Source organism: Candidatus Burkholderia verschuerenii (assembly GCF_001189365.1).
Lineage (GTDB): Bacteria > Pseudomonadota > Gammaproteobacteria > Burkholderiales > Burkholderiaceae > Caballeronia > Caballeronia verschuerenii.
This window is the reverse complement of sequence record NZ_LFJJ01000026.1, coordinates 1-19,467: the sequence shown is the minus strand read 5'-3', so window position 1 is coordinate 19,467 and position 19,467 is coordinate 1. Positions and strand designations below refer to the sequence as shown.

Annotated in this window: 14 protein-coding genes and 2 pseudogenes; 8 read left to right on the top strand and 8 right to left on the bottom strand. The window is 64.0% G+C overall.

The genetic code is table 11. From position 1 onward, the window contains the following. Positions 1-15: 15 nt before the first annotated feature. From BVER_RS07765 to BVER_RS07735, 7 genes are all read right to left on the bottom strand, one after another. Positions 16-744, bottom strand: a complete 729-nt coding sequence (locus BVER_RS07765; protein ID WP_050452801.1) for an SDR family oxidoreductase — start codon at positions 742-744, stop codon at positions 16-18. Between the two features lie 23 nt (positions 745-767). Further along, complete coding sequence (locus BVER_RS07760; protein WP_157055962.1) at positions 768-2,027, bottom strand: sugar ABC transporter permease; 1,260 nt, start codon at positions 2,025-2,027, stop codon at positions 768-770. 14 nt (positions 2,028-2,041) lie between these two features. After that, entirely contained in the window at positions 2,042-2,845 is an 804-nt protein-coding gene (locus tag BVER_RS07755) for an ATP-binding cassette domain-containing protein (RefSeq protein WP_050452800.1), read from the bottom strand. A 26-nt stretch (positions 2,846-2,871) separates the two neighbouring features. Further along, positions 2,872-3,927 (bottom strand): ABC transporter substrate-binding protein, encoded by a 1,056-nt coding sequence (locus BVER_RS07750; RefSeq protein WP_050452799.1) that lies wholly within the window; start codon positions 3,925-3,927, stop codon positions 2,872-2,874. 125 nt (positions 3,928-4,052) lie between these two features. Next, entirely contained in the window at positions 4,053-4,775 is a 723-nt protein-coding gene (locus tag BVER_RS07745) for a helix-turn-helix domain-containing protein (protein WP_370444207.1), read from the bottom strand. A gap of 341 nt (positions 4,776-5,116) precedes the next feature. After that, positions 5,117-6,427: an MFS transporter gene (locus BVER_RS07740; protein ID WP_050452798.1), complete on the bottom strand. Its 1,311-nt coding sequence runs from the start codon at positions 6,425-6,427 to the stop codon at positions 5,117-5,119. Further along, entirely contained in the window at positions 6,424-7,614 is a 1,191-nt protein-coding gene (locus tag BVER_RS07735; RefSeq protein ID WP_050452797.1) for a M20 aminoacylase family protein, read from the bottom strand. Before BVER_RS07735 ends, BVER_RS07740 begins: the two co-directional genes overlap by 4 nt. A gap of 137 nt (positions 7,615-7,751) precedes the next feature. Between BVER_RS07735 and BVER_RS07730 the strand changes: the two genes are divergently transcribed. The 3 genes from BVER_RS07730 (at position 7,752) to BVER_RS07720 (ending at position 11,511) form a co-directional block, all read left to right on the top strand. Continuing rightward, entirely contained in the window at positions 7,752-8,765 is a 1,014-nt protein-coding gene (locus BVER_RS07730) for a LysR family transcriptional regulator (RefSeq protein WP_232316437.1), read from the top strand. Positions 8,766-8,875: 110 nt separating this feature from the next. Then, complete coding sequence (locus tag BVER_RS07725; RefSeq protein ID WP_050452796.1) at positions 8,876-9,370, top strand: hypothetical protein; 495 nt, start codon at positions 8,876-8,878, stop codon at positions 9,368-9,370. Next, the gene (locus BVER_RS07720; RefSeq protein WP_050452795.1) at positions 9,334-11,511 is read left to right on the top strand and encodes a hypothetical protein; all 2,178 of its coding nucleotides are present in this window, start codon (positions 9,334-9,336) and stop codon (positions 11,509-11,511) included. Before BVER_RS07725 ends, BVER_RS07720 begins: the two co-directional genes overlap by 37 nt. A 15-nt stretch (positions 11,512-11,526) precedes the next feature. Here BVER_RS07720 and BVER_RS07715 read toward each other — a convergent pair whose 3' ends face one another. Further along, a complete protein-coding gene (locus BVER_RS07715) occupies positions 11,527-12,426 on the bottom strand; it encodes a LysR family transcriptional regulator (protein WP_050452794.1) in 900 nt (299 codons plus the stop codon). A 114-nt stretch (positions 12,427-12,540) separates the two neighbouring features. Here BVER_RS07715 and BVER_RS07710 point away from each other — a divergent pair, with 114 nt between their 5' ends. The 5 genes and pseudogenes from BVER_RS07710 to BVER_RS07690 all read left to right on the top strand — a co-directional run. Next, positions 12,541-13,887: an MFS transporter gene (locus BVER_RS07710; RefSeq protein WP_050452793.1), complete on the top strand. Its 1,347-nt coding sequence runs from the start codon at positions 12,541-12,543 to the stop codon at positions 13,885-13,887. Then, the gene (locus BVER_RS35510) at positions 13,884-14,477 is read left to right on the top strand and encodes a hypothetical protein (protein WP_332309076.1); all 594 of its coding nucleotides are present in this window, start codon (positions 13,884-13,886) and stop codon (positions 14,475-14,477) included. The genes BVER_RS07710 and BVER_RS35510 overlap by 4 nt, the downstream gene beginning before the upstream one ends. 446 nt (positions 14,478-14,923) lie before the next feature. Next, positions 14,924-16,610 (top strand): annotated as a pseudogene (locus tag BVER_RS07700) (tannase/feruloyl esterase family alpha/beta hydrolase). 206 nt (positions 16,611-16,816) lie between these two features. Beyond that, positions 16,817-18,311 (top strand): annotated as a pseudogene (locus tag BVER_RS07695) (DHA2 family efflux MFS transporter permease subunit). Positions 18,312-18,597: 286 nt separating this feature from the next. Next, positions 18,598-19,467: hypothetical protein (locus BVER_RS07690; RefSeq protein WP_157055961.1), on the top strand; the 870-nt coding region annotated here is incomplete at its 3' end.

Below are 19,467 nucleotides of genomic sequence, written 5' to 3'. Positions count from 1 at the left end.
CTGAATGGCTGACGTTCAAAGATCGACGTTGTTCGGAAGGATCACCAGATCGCGAATGGTCACGTTCCGGGGACGCGTCAGCATGAACAGTACCGCATCGGCAACTTCCTTAGGCTGCATCAGGCTGCCGGATGCCAGCGCTTCGTCCATTTTCGCTTTCGGCCAGTCGTCGAGCAGCGCCGTCACGACCGGGCCGGGCAACACCGATCCCACCCGCACGCCGTGCTTCGCGAGTTGCCGGCGCGTCGTGTGCGCAAAGGCTTGCACGGCGAATTTCGATGCCGTATAGATCGGCTCCCAGACCACCGGCACGACGCCCGCGATCGAACTCGTGAAGACGATATCGCCCGACTTTTGCGCGACCATATGCGGCAGCACCGCATGCACCGACCGAAACGCCGCGTTGATGTTCAGGTTCAGCATCCGGTCCCACGCGTCGGGATCGCCTTCTGTGATGTCGCCGCCCACATAGGCGCCCGCGTTCGCGTGGAAGATGTCGAGCCCGCCCGCGGCATCGAGAATGCGCGGCAGCATCGTCGATACATCGGATGGATTCAGCAGATCGACGACCAGCGGCAGCGCGTCCGGACCCAGTTCCGCGCACAAGCTTTCCAGCCGCTCCTTGGCGCGATCGATCAGCACGACCTTCGCGCCTTCGGCGATCAGCGTGCGCGCGCACTCGAGGCCGATTCCCGACGCCGCGCCGGTGATCGCCGCGACCTTGCCTTTCACTGTCTCAGTCATACGTCCGTTCTCCTCGATAGTTGTCACGCACGCCCATGCGATACGCGCGATTGCCGGGCGAGCGAATCGACGATGACCGCGATCGCGAGCACCGCGCCGGTAATCATGAACCGCAGCGACGACGACAGGTTCAGCAACGTCAGGCCGCTGGCGATCGATTGAATCACGATAATGCCGAGCACCGCCGAGTATGCGCTTCCGCGTCCGCCGAACAGGCTGGTGCCGCCGATCACTGCCGCCGCGATGGCGTTCAGGTTCACATCGCCCGTGCCGGCCTGCTGGCTGGCCGACGCGAGCCGCGCCGCCGTCAGCACGCCGCCGAGCGCGGCCAGCCCCGAGCACAGCACGAACGCGCTCGTATAGATGCCGCGCACGTTGATACCCGCGCGCCGTGCCGCTTCGTGATTGCCGCCGACCGCGTGCATCGAACGGCCCCATTGCGTGCGGCGCAGCAAGTAGTCCATGAAGACCGCGAGGCCGAGGAACAGCGCGAACAGCAGCGGCACGCCGCGCCCGTGATTCAGATACGCGACGACGGCTTCCAGCAGCATCGTCATCACGACGCAGCGCACGACAAGACTGCCGATCGACGGCGCGGAGAGATTCGACGCGCGCCGGCGTTCGCGCGTGCGCATGCCGAACAGCAGCATTAGCACGCCGGGCAACAGCGCGATGCCATACGATACGGCGGCCGGCAGCACGATCAGCTGACCGAGATCGACCATCGCCGAGTTGTACGGCAGGTTGATCGAGCCGCTCGATCCGAGCACGTAGAATTGCAGACCGAGAATCGCCAGCAGACCCGACAGCGTCGCGATGAAGCTCGGCATGCCGAGCCGGTTCAGCAGCAGCGCGTACAACGCGCCGACCGCGATGGCCGCGACGATCACCAGCCACACCGGCCAGCCTTCGTTCACCCACAACATGCCGACCAGCGCGGAGGCGAAGCCGCTCATCGAACCGACCGACAGATCGATCTGGCCGACCATCAGCACGCAGACGATGCCCAGCGAAATCACGCCGATGGTCGAGCAGTCGAACAGCAGATTCACGAGGTTGTTCGCCGACAGAAACACCGGATTCAGACTCGTGAACGCCGTCCAGATGATGACGAGGCCGACCACGACCGGCAGCGAACCGAGATCGCCCGACTTCACGCGATCCCTGAACGCCGACAGCGCGCCGCCGACGCCGCTCGCATGCTTGACGCGCACGTCGCTTCTGTCGAGCAGCGTCGGCGATGGCGCGCTCCCTTGAGGTTTGCCCTGCATTTCGTTACTCATCATGATTCCTCCAGCTAGGCATTCGTTTGGGCGGCGCGGCGATCGGCGCGCCGCGACACGGCGTTTTCGGTCTCGCCGGTGATCGCGGCGACCAGTTCCTGATTCGACGAATCGGGATAGAACACGCCGTTGTTGCGCCCGAGTCGAAGCACGACGATGCGGTCGGCGACGGCGCGCACGTCTTCCATGTTGTGGCTGATGATGATGACCGCGTGCCCGCGATCGCGAACGCGTTCGATCAGGTTGAGCACTTCGGCCGTCTGCGCGACGCCGAGCGCGGCGGTCGGTTCGTCGAGCATGATCAGCTTCGGATCGAGCAGCAGCGAACGCGCGATCGCCACCGTCTGCCGCTGTCCGCCCGACAGCGACGCGACCACGTCGCGCACATCGGGAATGCGCGCGGACAGTTCGTTGAGCAGCGTCCACGCGCGCATTTCCATCGACACTTCGTCGAGACGCATCGGCGTCATTTCGCGGCCGAGGAAAATGTTGGCGACGACATCGAGGTTCTCGCACAACGCCAGATCCTGAAACACCGTGGCGATGCCGAGATCGAGCGCCGCCGCCGGATTGGCCAGCGTCACCTCCTTTCCGTCGAAGGTGATCGTGCCGGCGCTCGGCTGATGCACGCCCGCCAGCACCTTGATCAGCGTCGACTTGCCCGCGCCGTTGTCGCCCACCAGCGCGACCACTTCGCCGGCGTGGACATCGAGCTCGATATCCGTCAGCGCCGAGACCGCGCCGAAATGCTTCGACACGCCGCGCAGGCTCAGCACCAGCTTGCCGGGACCGGACCGTTTTGTGGAGTCGTCAGTCATGGAGCTCACCTCTCGAAAAATCGTGATTACTGGCCGATGCCGAGCTTCTTGCAGCCATCCGCGTAACGATCGGTGCACAGCGTCTTGGCGCTGGCGAAACCCTTGTCGACGACATCCGCCTTCAGGTTTTGCGCCGTGATCACGGCGGGCTTGAAGAGTTGCGTCGGCGTGTTGAAGAGCGTGGTTTCGCCCTTCGGCGTCTGACCGTTGAGGAAGCCGACCGCCACTTTCGCGGCGGCTGCCGCGACGGTCTCGCTGGGCTTGAGAATCGTGTTGTATTCGTCGCCCGCGATGATCAGCTGCAGACCGGCGATGGTCGCGTCGTTGCCCGTGACGGGCGGCACCGGATTGACGCCCGCCGCCTTGAACGCCGCGACCGTGCCGCCCGCCGTGCCGTCGTTCGCCGCGACGACACCGACGATCTGCGAGCCGAAGCGCGTGATCTGCCCGCTCACCCATTGCTGCGCCTTGGGCGGCGCCCAGTCGGACGTGTCGTATTCGGCGAGCGTCTTGTAGCCGCTGCCTTCCAGACCGGAATGGATGCCCTTTTTGATGAGGCCGGCGGCCGCGTCCGTCGGCGAGCCGTTGACTTCGAGCACGCCGCCCTTGCTCGTCGCCACGCCCGATGCCTTCAGATGCTGCACGAGCGACTGCGCGATCGCCCGGCCGATGCCTTCGTTATCGAAGGAGACGTAGTAATCGGCGGGAGCGGTCGGCACTGGGCGATCGTAGGCGATCACCTTGACGCCCTGACTCTGCGCCATGCGCACCAGCGATGCCGCCGCCGTCGAATCCACCGGATCGAGTACGATGACCTTCGCGCCCTGCGCGATCACGGAGTTGAATTGCTGCTGCTGGGTCGCGACATCGGCATTCGCGTTCTGATAGAGCACCTTGCAATCCGGACACAGCTTGGACATTTCCGCCTTGAAGCCGGGAAAGTCGTGCTGCTCGTAGCGCGTCGATGCCTGATCGGGCATGAGGAACGCGACAGTGCCGGAAGGTGCGGCCATCGCGCATTCTGTCAGGATGCCTAAGCTGATGATGCTGGCGGCGAGGATTCGTTTGGAAAGCGTTTTCATCGACTGTCTCCTGTCTTCTTGATTGGCGGCTCACAGGCCGCCTCGTGCTGAAAAAAGGCTAAAAGGCGTCCTCCGCGATGCATAGGCGCGCATCGCGTCGGAGCTTCGAACGAAACGTGATGAGGCTAAGCGGGCGCTTCGGTCGGCAGCAAATCGGTCGATTCGGCCGCGCTGTCGGCGTTGAGTTGCTGATAGCCGCGCCATCGCGACGGCGACATGCCCTTCAGCGCCAGAAACTGCCGGTTGAAATTCGACAGATTGTTGAAGCCGACCTGATAGCAGATATCGGTGATGCTCAATTCGCCCGACATCAGCAACTGACAGGCGAGATTCACCCGCAGCCGGTTGACGTATTGCACGAACGGCACGCCGGTATGGCGGCGGAAATAGCGTGAAAACGCGCTGACGCTCTGACCGGCGAGACCCGCCAGATCCGCTTCGCGCAACTCTTGCGAAAGATTCTTGCCGATGTACGACAGCACATGATTGATGCGCGTCTCCGCGTAACGCGCGGGATCGGCCCGATACGCGGCGCTCGCGAGCTTGACGGGTTCCGCGCCGTGCAGCAGCACATCGAACAGCGCGACGAACAACGCGATGCGCCGCAAGCCCTGCGCGCCCAGCATATCGCGCATGATCGGCGCGACGGCCGCGCCCGTCTCCGGGCGGAACAGCACGCCCCAACTCGATGCTTCGAGCAGATGCGCGATGCGCCCGAACTCGGGAAACGCTTCGATGGCGCGGACGACGAAATCGGTATCGAACTGCACGACCAGACAGCGCTCGGCCACCTGCTCGCCGTGCGGGACGTTGCTGACCCAGTTATGCGGCAGATTCGGTCCGGTCATCACCAGATTGCCGGCTTCGAAATCGCCGATGTAATCGCCGACGAAGTATTTGCCCGTCGTCGCCGTGATGAGATGAATCTCGTACTCGGGATGAAATCGGGATGAAAATGCCAGCGCACCGCGCGGTTCGTCATCGTTTTGCTGATGCTGTGACCGAAAGATAGCCGTGCGCGCAATTTTTCACTACACGAAATGAGACTACGCTCTGATACTTTTTTGCATTCGGGTAAGCCCGATGGTCGTGGTAGATCAAAAATTGTGCAAAGCAGCAGGTGAGCGACATCATGAAAAAACCCGGCGCGCGCCGGGTCTCGTTCGATGCAGTGGATCACGCCGCAGCCCTAATCCAGCGCCTTCCCACCCGTCTCCTCGAACATCGAAACGGCAATAAGCGAGATCAACACGCAGCCGATCATGTACCACGCCGGCGCCATCTTGTTGCCGGTCGCGCGGATCAGCCAGCCCGCGACCAGTTGCGCCGTGCCGCCGAACGCCGACACCGCGATCGCATACGCGCTCGACATATAGCCCGCGCGCAAATGCTTCGGGAAGTTCTCGGGCATCAGTGCATAGGCGGGCGCGGAGCCCATCGTGTAGCAGAGCATCAGCACGATCAGCGCGGCGAGCACGACGGGCAGCGACGGAAAATGCGTCATCACCCAGAACGCCGGATACAGCAGCACGATCAGCGCGACCCGGCCGATGATCGTCAGCGGCTTGCGACGTCCCATGCGATCGGACATCGCGCCGTAGATCGGGCACATCACGAGCGAGATCACGCTCGATGCCACGCCCGCGAGCATCGACATCTTCAGCGGCAGATGCAGGTACTGGATGCAGTAGGTCGGCATGTAATACATCATCACGTACGTCGACACCGACATGCCCATGATCGAGAAGATCGTGAGAAACCAGTTGCGCACGTAGAGGCCGCGCTTCGGATCGTCGCGAGTGGCGACGGCTTTCTGCGCGGGCGGTTCTTCGCGGATATGACGACGCAGATAGATGCCGACCGGCGCGATCAGCGTGCCCATCAGAAACGGAATGCGCCAGCCCCAGCTATGCATCGTGTCGTCGGACAGCAGGAAGCCGAGACTCGCCGCGAGACCCGAACCGAGCAGCGCCGCCGCGCCCTGACTCGCCAGTTGCCAGCTCGCGCGAAAACCGCGGCTCGCCGTGCCGCCCATTTCCAGCAGCGTCGCGGTCGCGGCACCGAATTTGCCACCCTGCGCGAAGCCCTGCACCAGCCGCGCGACGACGATCAGCAGCGGCGCGGCCAGCCCGATCTGCGCATACGTCGGCGCAAGTCCGATCGATGCCGAGCCGATCGCCATCAACAGGATGGTGAGCGTGAGCGCGGGCTTGCGTCCGGCGCGATCCGCGTAGCGTCCGAGCACGATGCCGCCCAGCGGACGCATCACGAAGCCCACGGCGAACACGGCGAACGCCAGCAGCGACGACGTGACCGGATCGCCCGACGGGAAAAACTGCTTGCCGATGGTCAGCGCGAAATAGCTGTAGACGGTGAAGTCGAAGAACTCGAGCAGATTGCCGATGACCGCCGCGAGCACGATCTTGCGCTGCTGCGCGGGCGTCATCTGCTCGGCTTCGGACGCGCCGCGCGACGGCATCGATTGAGTCGTGGCGTTCATGCGCGATCCTTGGCGAGGAAGCGTTCGACGATACGCGTCCAGAACGCCGCGCCGATGGTCAGATTGTCGTCGTTGAAGTCGTAGCGCGCGTTGTGCAGCATCGGACGTCCTTCGCCGTTGCCGAGCCGCACGAAGCAGCCGGGCACTTTCTGCAGGTAGTAGGCGAAGTCCTCGCTGCCCGCGATCGGCGGAAACGGCGCGATCACATGCTCGGCGCCGACCAGTTCCTCGGCCACCTTGCGCGCGAATTCGGTCTCGGCCTCACTGTTGATCAGCACCGGATAGCCGCGGATAAACTCGATCTCCGCAGTCGCGCCATACGCGTCCGCCTGCGACGCGATCAACGCGCGGATGCGCTGTTCGAGCGTCTCGCGGACCTTCGACGAGAACGAGCGCACGCTCATTTCCAGCGTCGCGTCTTCGGGGATGACATTCGCCGCGTGCCCCGAACGGAACGCGCCGACGGTGACGACCGCCGCCTCGTTCGGATCGACATTGCGCGACACGACCGATTGCAGCGCCATCACGATGCTGCTGCCGACCACGACCGGATCGACCGTCAGATGCGGACGCGCCGCATGTCCGCCGCGCCCGACGATACGCACCTTGACCGTATCGCACGCTGCCATCAGCGGGCCGGCGCGGAAACCGAAGGTGCCGGTCGGCACGCCCGGATGATTGTGCAGCCCGAAAATCGCCTGGCACGGGAAGCGCTCGAACAGGCCATCGGCGATCATGCGTTGCGCGCCGCTGTCGGAGCCGGCTTCTTCGGCGGGCTGGAAGATCAGATGCACGGTGCCGTCGAAATTGCGCGTCTTCGCGAGTTGCCGCGCCGCGCCGAGCAGGACCGTGGTGTGACCGTCGTGGCCGCACGCGTGCATCTTGCCGTCGTGGACGGACGCGTAGGCAAGGCCCGTCAGTTCGCGGATCGGCAGCGCGTCCATGTCGGCGCGCACGCCGACCGAGCGAGCGCTCGTCCCGGCCTTCAGCGACGCGACGAGTCCGTGTCCGCCGACGTTGCGCGTCACCTCGTAGCCCCATTCGGCGAGCTTTCCGGCGACGAATTCCGACGTGTTCACCTCTTCATACGACAGTTCCGGATGCTGGTGGATGTGATGACGGATCTCGTCGAGCTGGTTTTTGGCGTCGGCCAGATCGGCGATTTCGCAGTAGCGGTGGTCGGTCATAAAGCGGGGCTCCTCCTGTTTTATCGGTGTGTGAATGACGCGATGAATGACGCGAGTATTGCACCGACGAAAAACTCGACCCATGACGGAAACGCATCCAAAATGTTGCTTTCAGGGCAACAATTGGTGCGCGCGAAATGGATGACAAACACGATCTGACGGACGATATCGGCGACCGTTCGCTGCGTTATCTCGCCGAAATCGCGGCGGCGGGCGGCGGGCGGATGGCGGCCGAAACGCTCGGCGTCAATCCGTCGGTGATCAGCCGTCAAGTCGCGGCGATGGAGCGGCGGCTGCGCTTTCCGCTGATCGAGCGGCGCGGGCGCAATGTCGTCGTGACGGAAATCGGCCAGGTGATGATCAACCACTATCGCGACAATCAGCGCCGCCAGCGCGACCTCGCGGCGCGGCTGGAGGAATACCGCCACTTGCGGCGCGGACGCGTGGCGCTGGGCGTCGGCGAGGGCTTCATCGGAAATCTGATTGCGCGCGCGTTGCAGCGCTTTTCGATGACGTACCCCGACATTCTCGTCGAGATCCGCTCCGGCCCGACGCCCGCCGTGCTGGCGATGGTGCGCGACGACACCGTCGATATCGGCCTGTGCGCGCGCTCCGCCGACGATCCCGCAATGCGCATCCATCCGTTCGCAACGCGGCCGTTGTGCGCGGTGGTCGCGCCGACGCATCGCTTCGCGTCGATGACGAAAGTGCCGCCGCACGAACTCGCCGGCGAGCGGCTTATCTTCATGACCGAAGCCTTCGGCGTGCAGCATTTCGTGCAATCGCTGCTCGACGACGTGCGGCTCAACGTGATTCCGGCGTATCGCGTCGACCTGTTCAACACGGCGCAGACACTGGCGGCGGCGGGGCTCGGCGTGTCGTTCATGTCGTCGATCACGGCGCGGCATCGATCTCGGCGAACTGGTGGCGGTGCCGATCGATCATCCGATCGCAACCGGCTTCGCGAGCCAGATGATGACGCGCGTCGGGCGCAGGCTCTCGCCGGCGGCGGATCATCTGTGGAAGCAATTGGCGCAGAGTTTTCTGGAAGCGAAGCAACGCTGACGGCTGACTCACGCGGGTCGTTTTCTTTCGACAAACTGGCGTTCCGCGCCGCCAAAAACGCTTCGTCCTCCGGCGGATTGGATTAATACTTTGGGACGGAGCCGTTCATTGACTCATGTCGCTTGGCATGCCGAAGCGACATCGCCGACACAATAGCCATAGCGCAGCCGAGAACGCTCGCCACGAGGAACCGACCATGCCCGACCGCCGTCCGCCGCCCGGAAACCGCTGGCTCGACCGCTGCACCGAACTGCTCGCCGATGGCGTCGCGCCCGCCATGCCGTGGCTGTTCCTCACGCTGCGGCGCGCGCTGATCCCGACCGTCTGCCTGATCGTGCTGGCCGTGTTGTTCTACGGCGTGCCGCAAAGCAGCGAAGTATTGCTCGGCCTGATCGAGCCGAATCCCGAAGGCCTCGCGCCCGGCAGCGCGCTTGCCGCCGTCAATATTTATCCGCTGACGTGGTATGTGATCTGGTCGATCCTGCTCGCCGTCGCGATCTGGTACAGCGCGTGCCTGCTCTGCACCGTCGAGGCGTGGCTCGGCATGCCGCTGGCGTGGGAAATCCTCAACCTCGGGCCGCATATGCGCAGGCCCGGCAAGCATCGGACACCTTCCGGACTCGCCACGGAAATGCGCGTCGTCAAGGCGATCAAGTGGCTGCCGCGCTCGCCGCCGCGATGGGCGCGCTGATCTACGCGCCGCTGATCGTCTCGACGATGAGCCGGCCGGTGGCGCTCGCGCTGGTCGCCGCGATCGTCGCGACGCCGCTCGTCGCCACCATCGGCGCGCTCGACTGGATGATCCACAAGCCGCCGCTGAGTGCGTGGTCGCCGAAGCTGGCGATCGCCGGGATCGTCGGCTTCGCGATCTCGTCGATGCTGCTGGCCACGCGCATCAATCCGCAGGCGATCGCATCGGTCGACGCGGTGCGGATCGTCGATATCGTCTGCGCGCTGCTGCCCGCGCTGATGCTGATGGTGCTCGTACTGCGCCGCCGCGTGACGCGGCGCGTCTACCGGATGCTGCGGCTGAGCCGGATTCGCCGCGTGTGCGGAATGCGAGGCAAAACGCAGCGCTTCGAACGTCTGCGCCGGCGGCCGTACACCTACGATCTGTTCGAATCGCATCACGCCGTGAAATTCGAGGAAGTGTTCGCGCAGGTGATGGCGTTCATCGCGCTGGGCGCGCTCGGGCTGATCGTGCTCGGCGCGCTGTCGGCCAAACATGTGCGCAGCATCGGCTCGCTCGGCACCATCATGCTGTTTCTGGCGGCGGCGATCGTGTTCGTCAGCGGCAGTCAACTGTTCCTGCGTCGCGTGTCGCGCGCGGTGCCGGGGTTCACGTCGGCGATCGCGATCGGCGTCGTCATAGTGTTGCAGTATCTGGCGCACGAGCCGCTCGACGTCGAGCATTTCGACGACGACGCGAGTCGGACCGCCGCCCGCGCGATTCCGCGTTATGCCAACGCGGCAACCGGCACGCTCGCGCAAACGGTCTCGTTGCAGACGGACGCGCCGCCGCCCGGTCCGCACATTCTCGTCAACGCCTACGGCGGCGGGTTGCGCGCCGCGATCTACACGGCGCAGACGCTCGCGCTCGCCGACGACGCCTCGTGCGGCACATTCGGCACGCATCTTCACGCGATGAGCGGCGTGTCGGGCGGCAGTCTGGGCATCGCCGTGTATCTGGTCGCGCGCCAGCGGATGGTCGCGCAAGGCGCGTGGACGCATTGCGATCCGGCGAAACAAACGCCGCTCACGGACGTGGTGACGCAGGCGCTGGTGCAGGATCATCTGTCGCCGGTGATCGCGACTTTCCTCGGCCGGGACGTGTTTCTGCGCACGCCGCTGACGCCGCGCGCCTCCGCGACGCGCGGACAGGCGATGCTCGAAAGCTGGGACGACGCGCTCGCCGAAGCCTTCGACGAATCGCATCCGGCGCGCCGCGCCGACGAGCGGAACCGGCTGCATCCCCTGGCGCTGCCGCTCGCCGATCTGACCGGCGGCATCGCGCCCGCGCCGCATGTCTTCTTCAACACGACCGATGCCGACAGCGGCAACAACGAGTGGTTTTCGAACGGCATCGGCGCGCAGGCCACCGCGACCTGCGCGCAGCCGACGCGCTATTCCAGCTTCGAGGAATGCAGCCCGGCTCAGCCGATCTACATGAGCGTCGGCGAAGCGGTGTTGCACAGCGCGCGCTTTCCGATCGTGACGCCCGCGGGCGATTACACCGAGCTCGGCAAGCGGCATCGTCTGGTCGACGGCGGTTACGCCGACAACTCGGGCGCGCAGACGCTGTCGCTGCAAGTGCTGACGGCCGCGCGCCGTGAGTTCGGCAAGGACATCGTGCTGCTCGATATCAACGGCAATCCGCCGGAACTGGGCGTCGAGGACAAGACTTCCGCCGACGATCCCGCGCGGCCGGTGTCACGCTGCGAGCAGGCGGCACGTCAGGCGGAATCGTCGGTGCCGACTTCGCTGCTGGCGCTGTTCCAGACCCGCGCCGCCCGTGCCGAGGATGCCGTCAAGCGTCTCGCGCAGTGGGTGCCGGAATGCGAAGGCCTGACGATCCAGCAATGCCTGAAGCCGATCCAGCTCAATCTTGAGCGCATCCACGATATCCGCCATATCAACGATCCGCGCTGCGATCAGATCGAACGCGCGCGCACCGCGCCGCTCGGCTGGTACACGGGTTCAAGCGCGTCGCGGCTGGTGAGGAAGTCGTCGCAGGACGGCGCGCTCGATGTCTGCACGCGCGCGAAGCTGGACTGCGTGTTCGCGTCGCGTCCGCTCGATGGCGAAGTCGGTTCGTATGTGCAGGCGCAATAAGGTCGCACGCTGCGCTTACGCCGATTCACGCCCGAACTTCAGCACCATCTCCCTGAAACGCGCCGCCGCCGGACTCTGCGTTTCCGGCCGCGTGACCAGATGCAGCGGCGCGCGAAACGCGTCGTCGCCCGCGACGCGGCAATAACGCACGCTTTCCTGGCGATATCGCTGCATCGACGCCGGCACCAGCGTCACGCCGCCGCCCGCGGCGACGAGATTGATCGCGGTCACCATGCGCGGCACTTCGTCGACCACGCGCGGCGTGAAGCCCCGCGCCTCGCACGCGCGGATGAAATCCGCGTACATGCCCGGCGCGCCCGGCCGCCGCACGAAGATGAACGGCTCGCCCGCCAGCGCATCCAGCGACACGGCGCGCGCGCCGATCAGCGCGTGGCCGAGCGGCAACACCAGCCGCATGCGCTCCTGCGCCAGCAGTTCGAAGCGCAGATCGGCGGGCGTTTCGATCGGCTTGCGCAGAATCGCCACGTCGATCTGCCCGTTCGACATCATCTCGATGATCTCGGCCGCGTTGATCTCGCTCAGTTCGATCGAAATGCCCGGATGCGTCTCGCGAAACGCGCGGATCGCCGTGGTCGCGAGTGGATGAAACGCCGCCGAACTCGTCAGCGCGATCCGCACGCGCCCGACCTGCCCCTGCGACACGCGCCGCGCATGCGTGACGCCCTGCTCGAGCGTGCGCAAGGCCGCGCGCGCGTGCTCGGCGAACGCCTCGCCGGGCGCGGTCAGTTCCACGCCGCGCGGCTGACGCAGAAACAGCGCGAAGCCCAATTCCTGCTCCAGTTCCTGAATCTGCTGCGACAACGGCGGCGGCTGCATATGCAGGCGCGCCGCCGCGCGCGTGAATTGCCGCTCTTCCGCCACGGCGAGGAAGTAACGTAAATGGCGCAATTCCATCGTCTTCGTCCCTGGTATATCCGATGCATATGGCAAGGTCATCCGATATGTATTTTACATTTGGCGGAACGCTTCTTAAGCTGGGTTCACACGATGAAAAATGACAGGAGACGTATGCAAACCGTGCTGAACACGGGCGCGCCGCTCGCCGCCGCCCCGCCGCTGTCGAACTCGCAAGTGCGGCGCGCCGTGCTGGCGTCGGTCATCGGCAACGGGCTCGAGTGGTTCGACTTTCTGATCTACGGCTACTTCGCGAAAACCATCGCGCATGTGTTCTTCCCGGTCGGCAACAACTTTCTGTCGATCACGCTGACACTCGCGACCTTCGCGATCGGTTTCGTCGTGCGGCCGCTGGGCGGCATCGCGATCGGCGCGTGGGCGGACCGGCACGGACGGCACAAGACGCTGTCGCTGCTGATCCTGCTGATGGCGGCGAGCACGCTGCTGATGGGTCTCACGCCCGGTTACGCGAGCATCGGCATCGCCGCGCCCTTGCTGGTGCTGTTCGCGCGCGTGCTGCAAGACTTGTCGGTCGGCGGCGAATTCGCGACCGCCGCCGCGATGCTCACCGAATACGCGCCGCCGGGACGCAAGATGTTCTTCGGCAGTTTTAAGATGACCTCGCAAGCGGTCGCGCTACTGCTGTCGTCGTCCTGCGGCTATCTGCTGACGACGAATCTCTCCGGCGAAGCACTCGCGTCGTGGGGCTGGCGCGTGCCGTTTCTGCTCGGCGCGCTGGTCGGCCCGGTCGGGTTTTATATTCGCCACAAGGTCTCGGAATCGCCGGAATTCGTGCAGTTGCGTCAGCAACTCGCGCACGCGCCGCGTCAATCCTTGCGCACGTTTTTACGCGAGCGCGGCGATGCGGCCTTGTGCGCGATGGGCGTGATGACGGCGACGAATTATCTGTGGCATTCGTATATGCCGCTGTTCGTCGAACGGCAGTTGCATCTGCCGCTGAAGAACGCACTGTTCGGCACGGCGATTTCTGGGTTGATCAGCATCGTCGGCTATCCGCTGGCGGGCAAGCTTGCGGATCGCTTCGGCGCGTACCGGCTGTTCTTTCCGATCACCATCGTGTGGATCTGCGCGGCGTGGCCGCTGTTTTCGTGGGTGCTCGCCGCGCCCACGCCCGAGCGCGTGTTCGCCGCGCAGATGATCGCCACCGTCGTGCTGAGCCTGATGTCGGGCGCGCATCCCGGCATGCTGACGCAACTGTTCCCCACCGCGACGCGTTCGATGGGCGTCGCGCTCTCGTACAACATCGCGGTGACGCTGTTCGGCGGGCTCGCGCCGCTGACCGTATCGACGCTGATCGGCGTGTCCGGATCGCGGATGGTGCCCGCGTGGTATCTGATGTTCGCGGGCGTCGTGTCGCTGCTGCTGGTCGGGCTGAGCGCATCGGGACGGCGGCTGTGCCGCGAGCCGAATCTCTGGCCGAAGGATGGCGCGCATTCATGACGATGCCTGTGAACGAAGCGCGCCCGCGCAACGAAGCGCCGGTGCGCGTGGTCGGCGCTGCGCGCTTTTCCGTCGCGACGCCGCGCGGCACGGGCTGCGTGCCGGTGTTTTTCGGCGGCGCGTCGGATCGAGCAAAGATCGAGCGCGTCGTCATCATGCTACACGGACGTCTGCGCGATGCCGATGCGTATCTGCGCACCGCCGAGCGCGCGCTGGAAGCGTCATCGGTGTCGGGCGAATCGACGTTGCTCGTGGTGCCGCAATTTCTCGCGACCGCCGATGTCGAGCATCACCCATTGGCCGCCGACATGCTGCATTGGGAATGGACATCGTGGATGGGCGGACTCGACGCGCGCGGTCCTAGCGCACTGAGTTCGTTCGATGTCCTTGACAGTTTGATCGAGCATTACGCGCGCTATCCCGCGCTGCGCGAAATCGTGATCGCGGGACATTCGGGCGGCGCGCAGGTGGCGCATCGCTATGCGATCGTCGGGCGGCAAGGCGACGCTGCGTCATGTGATCGCGAATCCGTCGTCGTATGTGTATTTCGATGCGTCGCGCCCTTACCCGACCGCGCTTCCATGCGATGACGTCGACGACTGGAAATACGGCCTCAACCGCCTGCCGCGCTACGCACGCACTGATGCCGACGCGCGCGATTTCGAAGCGCATTACGCGCGCAGCGACGTGACCTATCTGCTCGGCGAGCGCGATTGCGATCCGCTGCATCCGGCGCTGGATCGCACGTGCGCGGCGAATGCGCAGGGTCCGCATCGGCTGGCGCGCGGGCGGGCGTATTTCGCCTATCTGCTGGCGCGGCATCCGCGATTGAAGCATCGCTGCCATGAAGTGCCCGGCGCGCGGGACACAGCGGCGAGGCGATGTTCGTATCGGACGCGGGCGTGCGCGTGCTGTTCGGCGACGATGCGCGCCTCGTGCGATCCGTCGCCGCCGATGCGGGCGGCGCGAGCGAGTAAGCCACAAGCCTTTGCACCAGACGCGGGCAATTCGATCCGCGTCGATTCAGGAGACGACGATGACCAGCAAAACGTTGGGGCGCACGCTCGCCCTCGGCACGCTATGCGCGGCGGTTTCGATCACGCTCGCCGGATGCGGCGGCGGCTCGCCTGCCGCCGTGGCGAATGCGCAGGCGCAATCGCAATCGCCGACTCAAACGGCATCGCAGCAATGCGCGGCGCTCGCCGGCATGGCGATTCCGGCGACATCGATCGGCGCGCCCAGCAACGGCGCGAAGATCGCGACCGCAACGCTCGTCGAAACCAGTGGCGAGTACTGTCAGGTGAACGGCACCATCGCGCCGGTCAATCCGACTGCGCCGGTCATCAACTTCCAGGTGAATCTGCCGACCAACTGGAACCACAAGTCGCTGCACTACGGCGGCGGCGGATTCGACGGCACGCTGATCACCGGCGTCGCCGCGCTCGACATGGCGCCCTACCGGCACGCCGACGCCGCTCGCATCCGGCTACGCCACCTTCGGCGACGATTCGGGCCATCAGAGTTCGAGCATCACGGACGGATCGTTCGCGGCCAACGACGAAGCGCTCGCCAACTACGGCGGCCTGAGCCTCAAGAAAACGCATGACGTCGCGATGCTGCTGATCAAGAAGCGCTATGCGCAGATGCCCGCGAAAAGCTACTTCTTCGGCAGTTCGACGGGCGGGCGCGACGGCCTCACCGAAATCCAGCGCTGGCCCGCGGATTACGATGGCATTGTCGTGAACCGGCCGGCGCTCAACTACACGGGACTGCGTTTGTCGAACATCGTGCTCGGGCGCGCGCTCTACTTGCGCAACGGCGCGGACTGGCTCGACGTTGCCAAGACCGAGCTCCTGCAGAACGCCGTAATGAAGGAATGCGACACGCTCGACGGCGTAGCCGACGGCATCATCTCGAACATCGATGCGTGCAAGCTGTATGCGCTCAAGGTGCTCGCGTCGGTGCGTTGTCCGGGCGGCTCGGATGCGGGCGATACCTGTCTCTCCGATCCGCAACTCGCGACCGTGGTGACCATCGCGTCGCCGCTGCTGCTGCGCTATCCGCTCGCCAACGGCGTGCGACGCTATGCGGGCTACAACATCCTCGCGGGCTCGGTGTTCGCGGGCCCGTACACGACGCGCGACTTCGGCGAATCGAAGACGCCTTCGAATCCGGCCAACAAGCATGACGCGAATCAGTGGGTGACGGGCGATCAATGGGTGAAGTACCTCGTCACGCGAGTGCCGACCTTCGACTCGCTCAACTTCGATCCGACTCACCCCGGCGCGTATCAGTCGCGCGTGCAGACCGTCTCGGCCCTGAGCGATGCGACCAACACGGACATCAGCGCGTTCCGGGCCAAGGGCGGCAAGATCATCATGACGCACGGGCTCGCCGATGAAATCGTCAGCACGGATTCGAGCACGGACGACTACAACGGTCTCGTCGATCGCTTCGGACGCGGCAAGGTGGACCGCTTCGTCCGCTTCTATCTGATGCCCGGCGTCCGACACGGCACGGGACCGTTTCATCCGGCGATCGACTCGTTGTCCGCGCTCGACCGATGGGTCAAATCCGGCACCGCGCCCGAAACCTTGCAGATGAGCGACCTCAACACGGTGACGCTCGGACGCACGCGGCCGCTGTGCCGTTATCCTTCGTGGCCGAAGTTCGTCGGCGGCAATGCGAACGATGCGGCGAGTTTTACGTGCGCGTATCGGTGATGTTTTGAAGTTTGCGCGGCGAGATCGATTCGCTGCGCTTTGTTGTTGGCTCGTGGTCGATGGCGAAGCGAACGCGGCCTTGCGAATTAAAAACAGTTAGTTGCGATTCAACGAAGCTTTGCACGCAGCGGCATCCGGCGCGAAAATCGGGTTTATTCAGTGTCCGCTGAGTACGGACGCTATCCGAACAGGAGACCGCGCACGGCATGTCCGCGACCGACGACACCGCTTCGCTTTATCCGCCGCCTCGCGTCCGCGCGTTCGTGACTGCGTCGGTGATGCTCGCGACCATCACATCATGCAGGTGCTCGACAGCACCATCGCCAACGTCGCGCTGCCGCATATGGAGGGCAGCCTGTCCGCGACGCAGGACCAGATCACGTGGGTACTGACGTCGTATATCGTCGCGGCGGCGATCGGCACGCCGCTGACCGGATGGCTGGCGGGACGCTTCGGGCGCAGGCAGGTGTTTCTGGTGTCGGTGGCGGGCTTCACGATCACGTCGATCGCCTGCGCGCTGTCGACCTCGCTCGTCGAGATGGTCGGCGCGCGCTTGCTGCAAGGCCTGTTCGGCGCGGCGCTCGTGCCTTTGTCGCAGGCGACGATGCTCGACATCAATCCGCCCGAAAAACATGCGCAGGCGATGGCCGTATGGGGCATGGGCGTGACCGTCGGCCCGATCCTCGGCCCCGCGCTCGGCGGATGGCTCACCGACGCCCACGACTGGCGCTGGGTCTTCTACGTGAACGTGCCGATCGGCGCGATCGCGTTCGCCGGCATCTATGCGTTCATGCGCGAGACGAAGCCGATCGCGCGCAGGCTCGACGTATTCGGCTTCGGCACCTTGAGCATCGCGATCGCGTCATTGCAGTTGTTTCTCGATCGCGGCGAAGTGCAGGACTGGTTCGGATCCATCGAGATATGGATCAAACTGCTGACGGCAATCATCGCGTTCGCGTTTTTTCTGGCGCATACGCTGACGGTCGAGACCGTGTCGTTCTTCAATCCTTCGTGACGGGCTACTGCTTTTACTTCGTGATGGGCGCGGTGTTATATGCAACGCGCGCCTTGCTGCCGCCGTTTCTGCAGAACCTGATGGGCTATTCGGTCGTCGCCGCGGGACTCGCCACCGCGCCGAGCGGCGCCGGCTCCATGCTCGCGATGATGTTTGCGGGACAACTGCTCAAGCGCTTTCAATCGCGCGTGCTGATTGCGGCGGGGTTCGGGATATCGGCGTTTTCGTTATGGCAGATGTCGGGCTATACGTTCGAGATGAGCGAAGGCGTCGTGATGTGGACGGGCTTTTTGCAAGGGCTCGGCCTCGGCCTGATATCGGTGCCGCTGACGACCGCGACCTTCTCGACGCTCGATCCCGCAATGCGTGGCGATGGCACGTCGATTTATAGCTTGAGCCGGAATATCGGCAGCAGTATCGGGATCTCGTTCGTGCAGGCGGAATTGACGCGCAATACGCAGATTGCGCATTCTTCGCTGGTGGAGCACGTGAGTGTTTTTAATCCTGTTTTACAGGGCGGGAACGCGTGGAATATCGAGAGCGCGGCGGGGATTGCCTCGCTTAATGCCGAGGTGACCAGGCAGGCTTCCATGATCGGATATGTGGATAATTTTCGGCTGTTGATGATACTGGCTTTATGTGTCGTGCCGTTTTTGTTGGTGATGAGATCGGAGAAGAAGCGCTAAAGCGCCAGAGTTTCTTAACACCTTCCTTCACTATCATTAAATTAGGGTACCTTGCATTTATTAAAGTGGTTGCCTATCTTCGAACCAAGAATTTGCTTTCGTGCGCGTTGGCTTGTTCAGTCACGGTATGTAGTTAATCACAAATAGTTTCTGCTCAACCGCCCGTGCCTCTCGCGCATTGATCCGTCGTAGCTCGCAGTGCGAACGCATTCTGGAGGATATGATGGTCTGCCTATCCATAGCCCGGCATAGCACACTACGTATTACTAATTATATATTGCGATTGATGTTGGCCATCGTCTTTGGCTTCTGGGTTGCCGGAGCCTATGCCGATGACATTCGCTATCGTTACGTCTCGCTCGACCAGATTCCGCTGCCGAGCGGATACACGCAGTTTTTCCCGAGCGGCATTCAGAATAGCGGCCGTGTCTACGGCACGTTATGCGACGCGACGTGCAGTCTTACCGAACTCGCTTACGTCAAAGACTGGCAGTTAAACGTGCTGCCTACCGTTCCGGGCAGTTTCGGCGGGCCGGTTAATTCGAATGGCACGATCGGCGGCAGCATTCTCGTGGATCCGGTCAATTTCTTCTTTCGCGCCGCCTTATTCCGCGGCGGTCGGACGGATGTCGTGCCCCCGCAGCCCGGCGAGATATCGGCGAGCGTCATCGCGCTCAACGACAACGACACAGCGTTGGTCGCGTCGTCGGATGCTGCCGGGAATACGACCTATGTGCTGTATCGCAATGGCAAGGCGACGCCGATCAACTTTGGCGCGAGCATCGTCAATCCTTCCTTTTCCTTCGTCGGCAATTGCAGATGCATCAATAACAATGGAACGATCGAGGGGATCGAAGGACCGGGTTTATTCAACGCGGCGCGAGGATTCCGCCTTGATACGCGTAACGGGAACAGCACGATTCTAGACCCGTTCCCCGGCGATCCGACTGAAACGCTTTCTTGGGGTCAGCCTATCAATCAGGAGGTAACGTGCTGGGTTACTCGTTTGCGTTCGGGTCGCCCTATCATGAAGTTGTGTGCGTCAAGTTGTGCAGAAATCGGATGCCGGTGGTTTCAGTTGATCCTTCTGTGCGACGTGCGGCGCGAAGGGCGTAGCCCGCAGCGCCGAACGCCGCGCGGCCGCTATGCAGCAGCG

Excerpts from the sequence above, each read along its gene's own strand:
- BVER_RS07735 (WP_050452797.1), bottom strand. The coding sequence starts at position 7,614 with ATGACCGACCACCGCTACTGCGAAATCGCCGATCTGGCCGACGCCAAA.
- BVER_RS07750 (WP_050452799.1), bottom strand. The coding sequence starts at position 3,927 with ATGAAAACGCTTTCCAAACGAATCCTCGCCGCCAGCATCATCAGCTTA.
- BVER_RS07765 (WP_050452801.1), bottom strand. The coding sequence starts at position 744 with ATGACTGAGACAGTGAAAGGCAAGGTCGCGGCGATCACCGGCGCGGCG.
- BVER_RS07760 (WP_157055962.1), bottom strand. The coding sequence starts at position 2,027 with ATGAGTAACGAAATGCAGGGCAAACCTCAAGGGAGCGCGCCATCGCCG.
- BVER_RS35510 (WP_332309076.1), top strand. The coding sequence starts at position 13,884 with ATGACGATGCCTGTGAACGAAGCGCGCCCGCGCAACGAAGCGCCGGTG.
- BVER_RS07715 (WP_050452794.1), bottom strand. The coding sequence starts at position 12,426 with ATGGAATTGCGCCATTTACGTTACTTCCTCGCCGTGGCGGAAGAGCGG.
- BVER_RS07725 (WP_050452796.1), top strand. The coding sequence starts at position 8,876 with ATGCCCGACCGCCGTCCGCCGCCCGGAAACCGCTGGCTCGACCGCTGC.
- BVER_RS07745 (WP_370444207.1), bottom strand. The coding sequence starts at position 4,775 with ATGACCGGACCGAATCTGCCGCATAACTGGGTCAGCAACGTCCCGCAC.
- BVER_RS07740 (WP_050452798.1), bottom strand. The coding sequence starts at position 6,427 with ATGAACGCCACGACTCAATCGATGCCGTCGCGCGGCGCGTCCGAAGCC.
- BVER_RS07755 (WP_050452800.1), bottom strand. The coding sequence starts at position 2,845 with ATGACTGACGACTCCACAAAACGGTCCGGTCCCGGCAAGCTGGTGCTG.
- BVER_RS07710 (WP_050452793.1), top strand. The coding sequence starts at position 12,541 with ATGCAAACCGTGCTGAACACGGGCGCGCCGCTCGCCGCCGCCCCGCCG.
- BVER_RS07730 (WP_232316437.1), top strand. The coding sequence starts at position 7,752 with ATGGATGACAAACACGATCTGACGGACGATATCGGCGACCGTTCGCTG.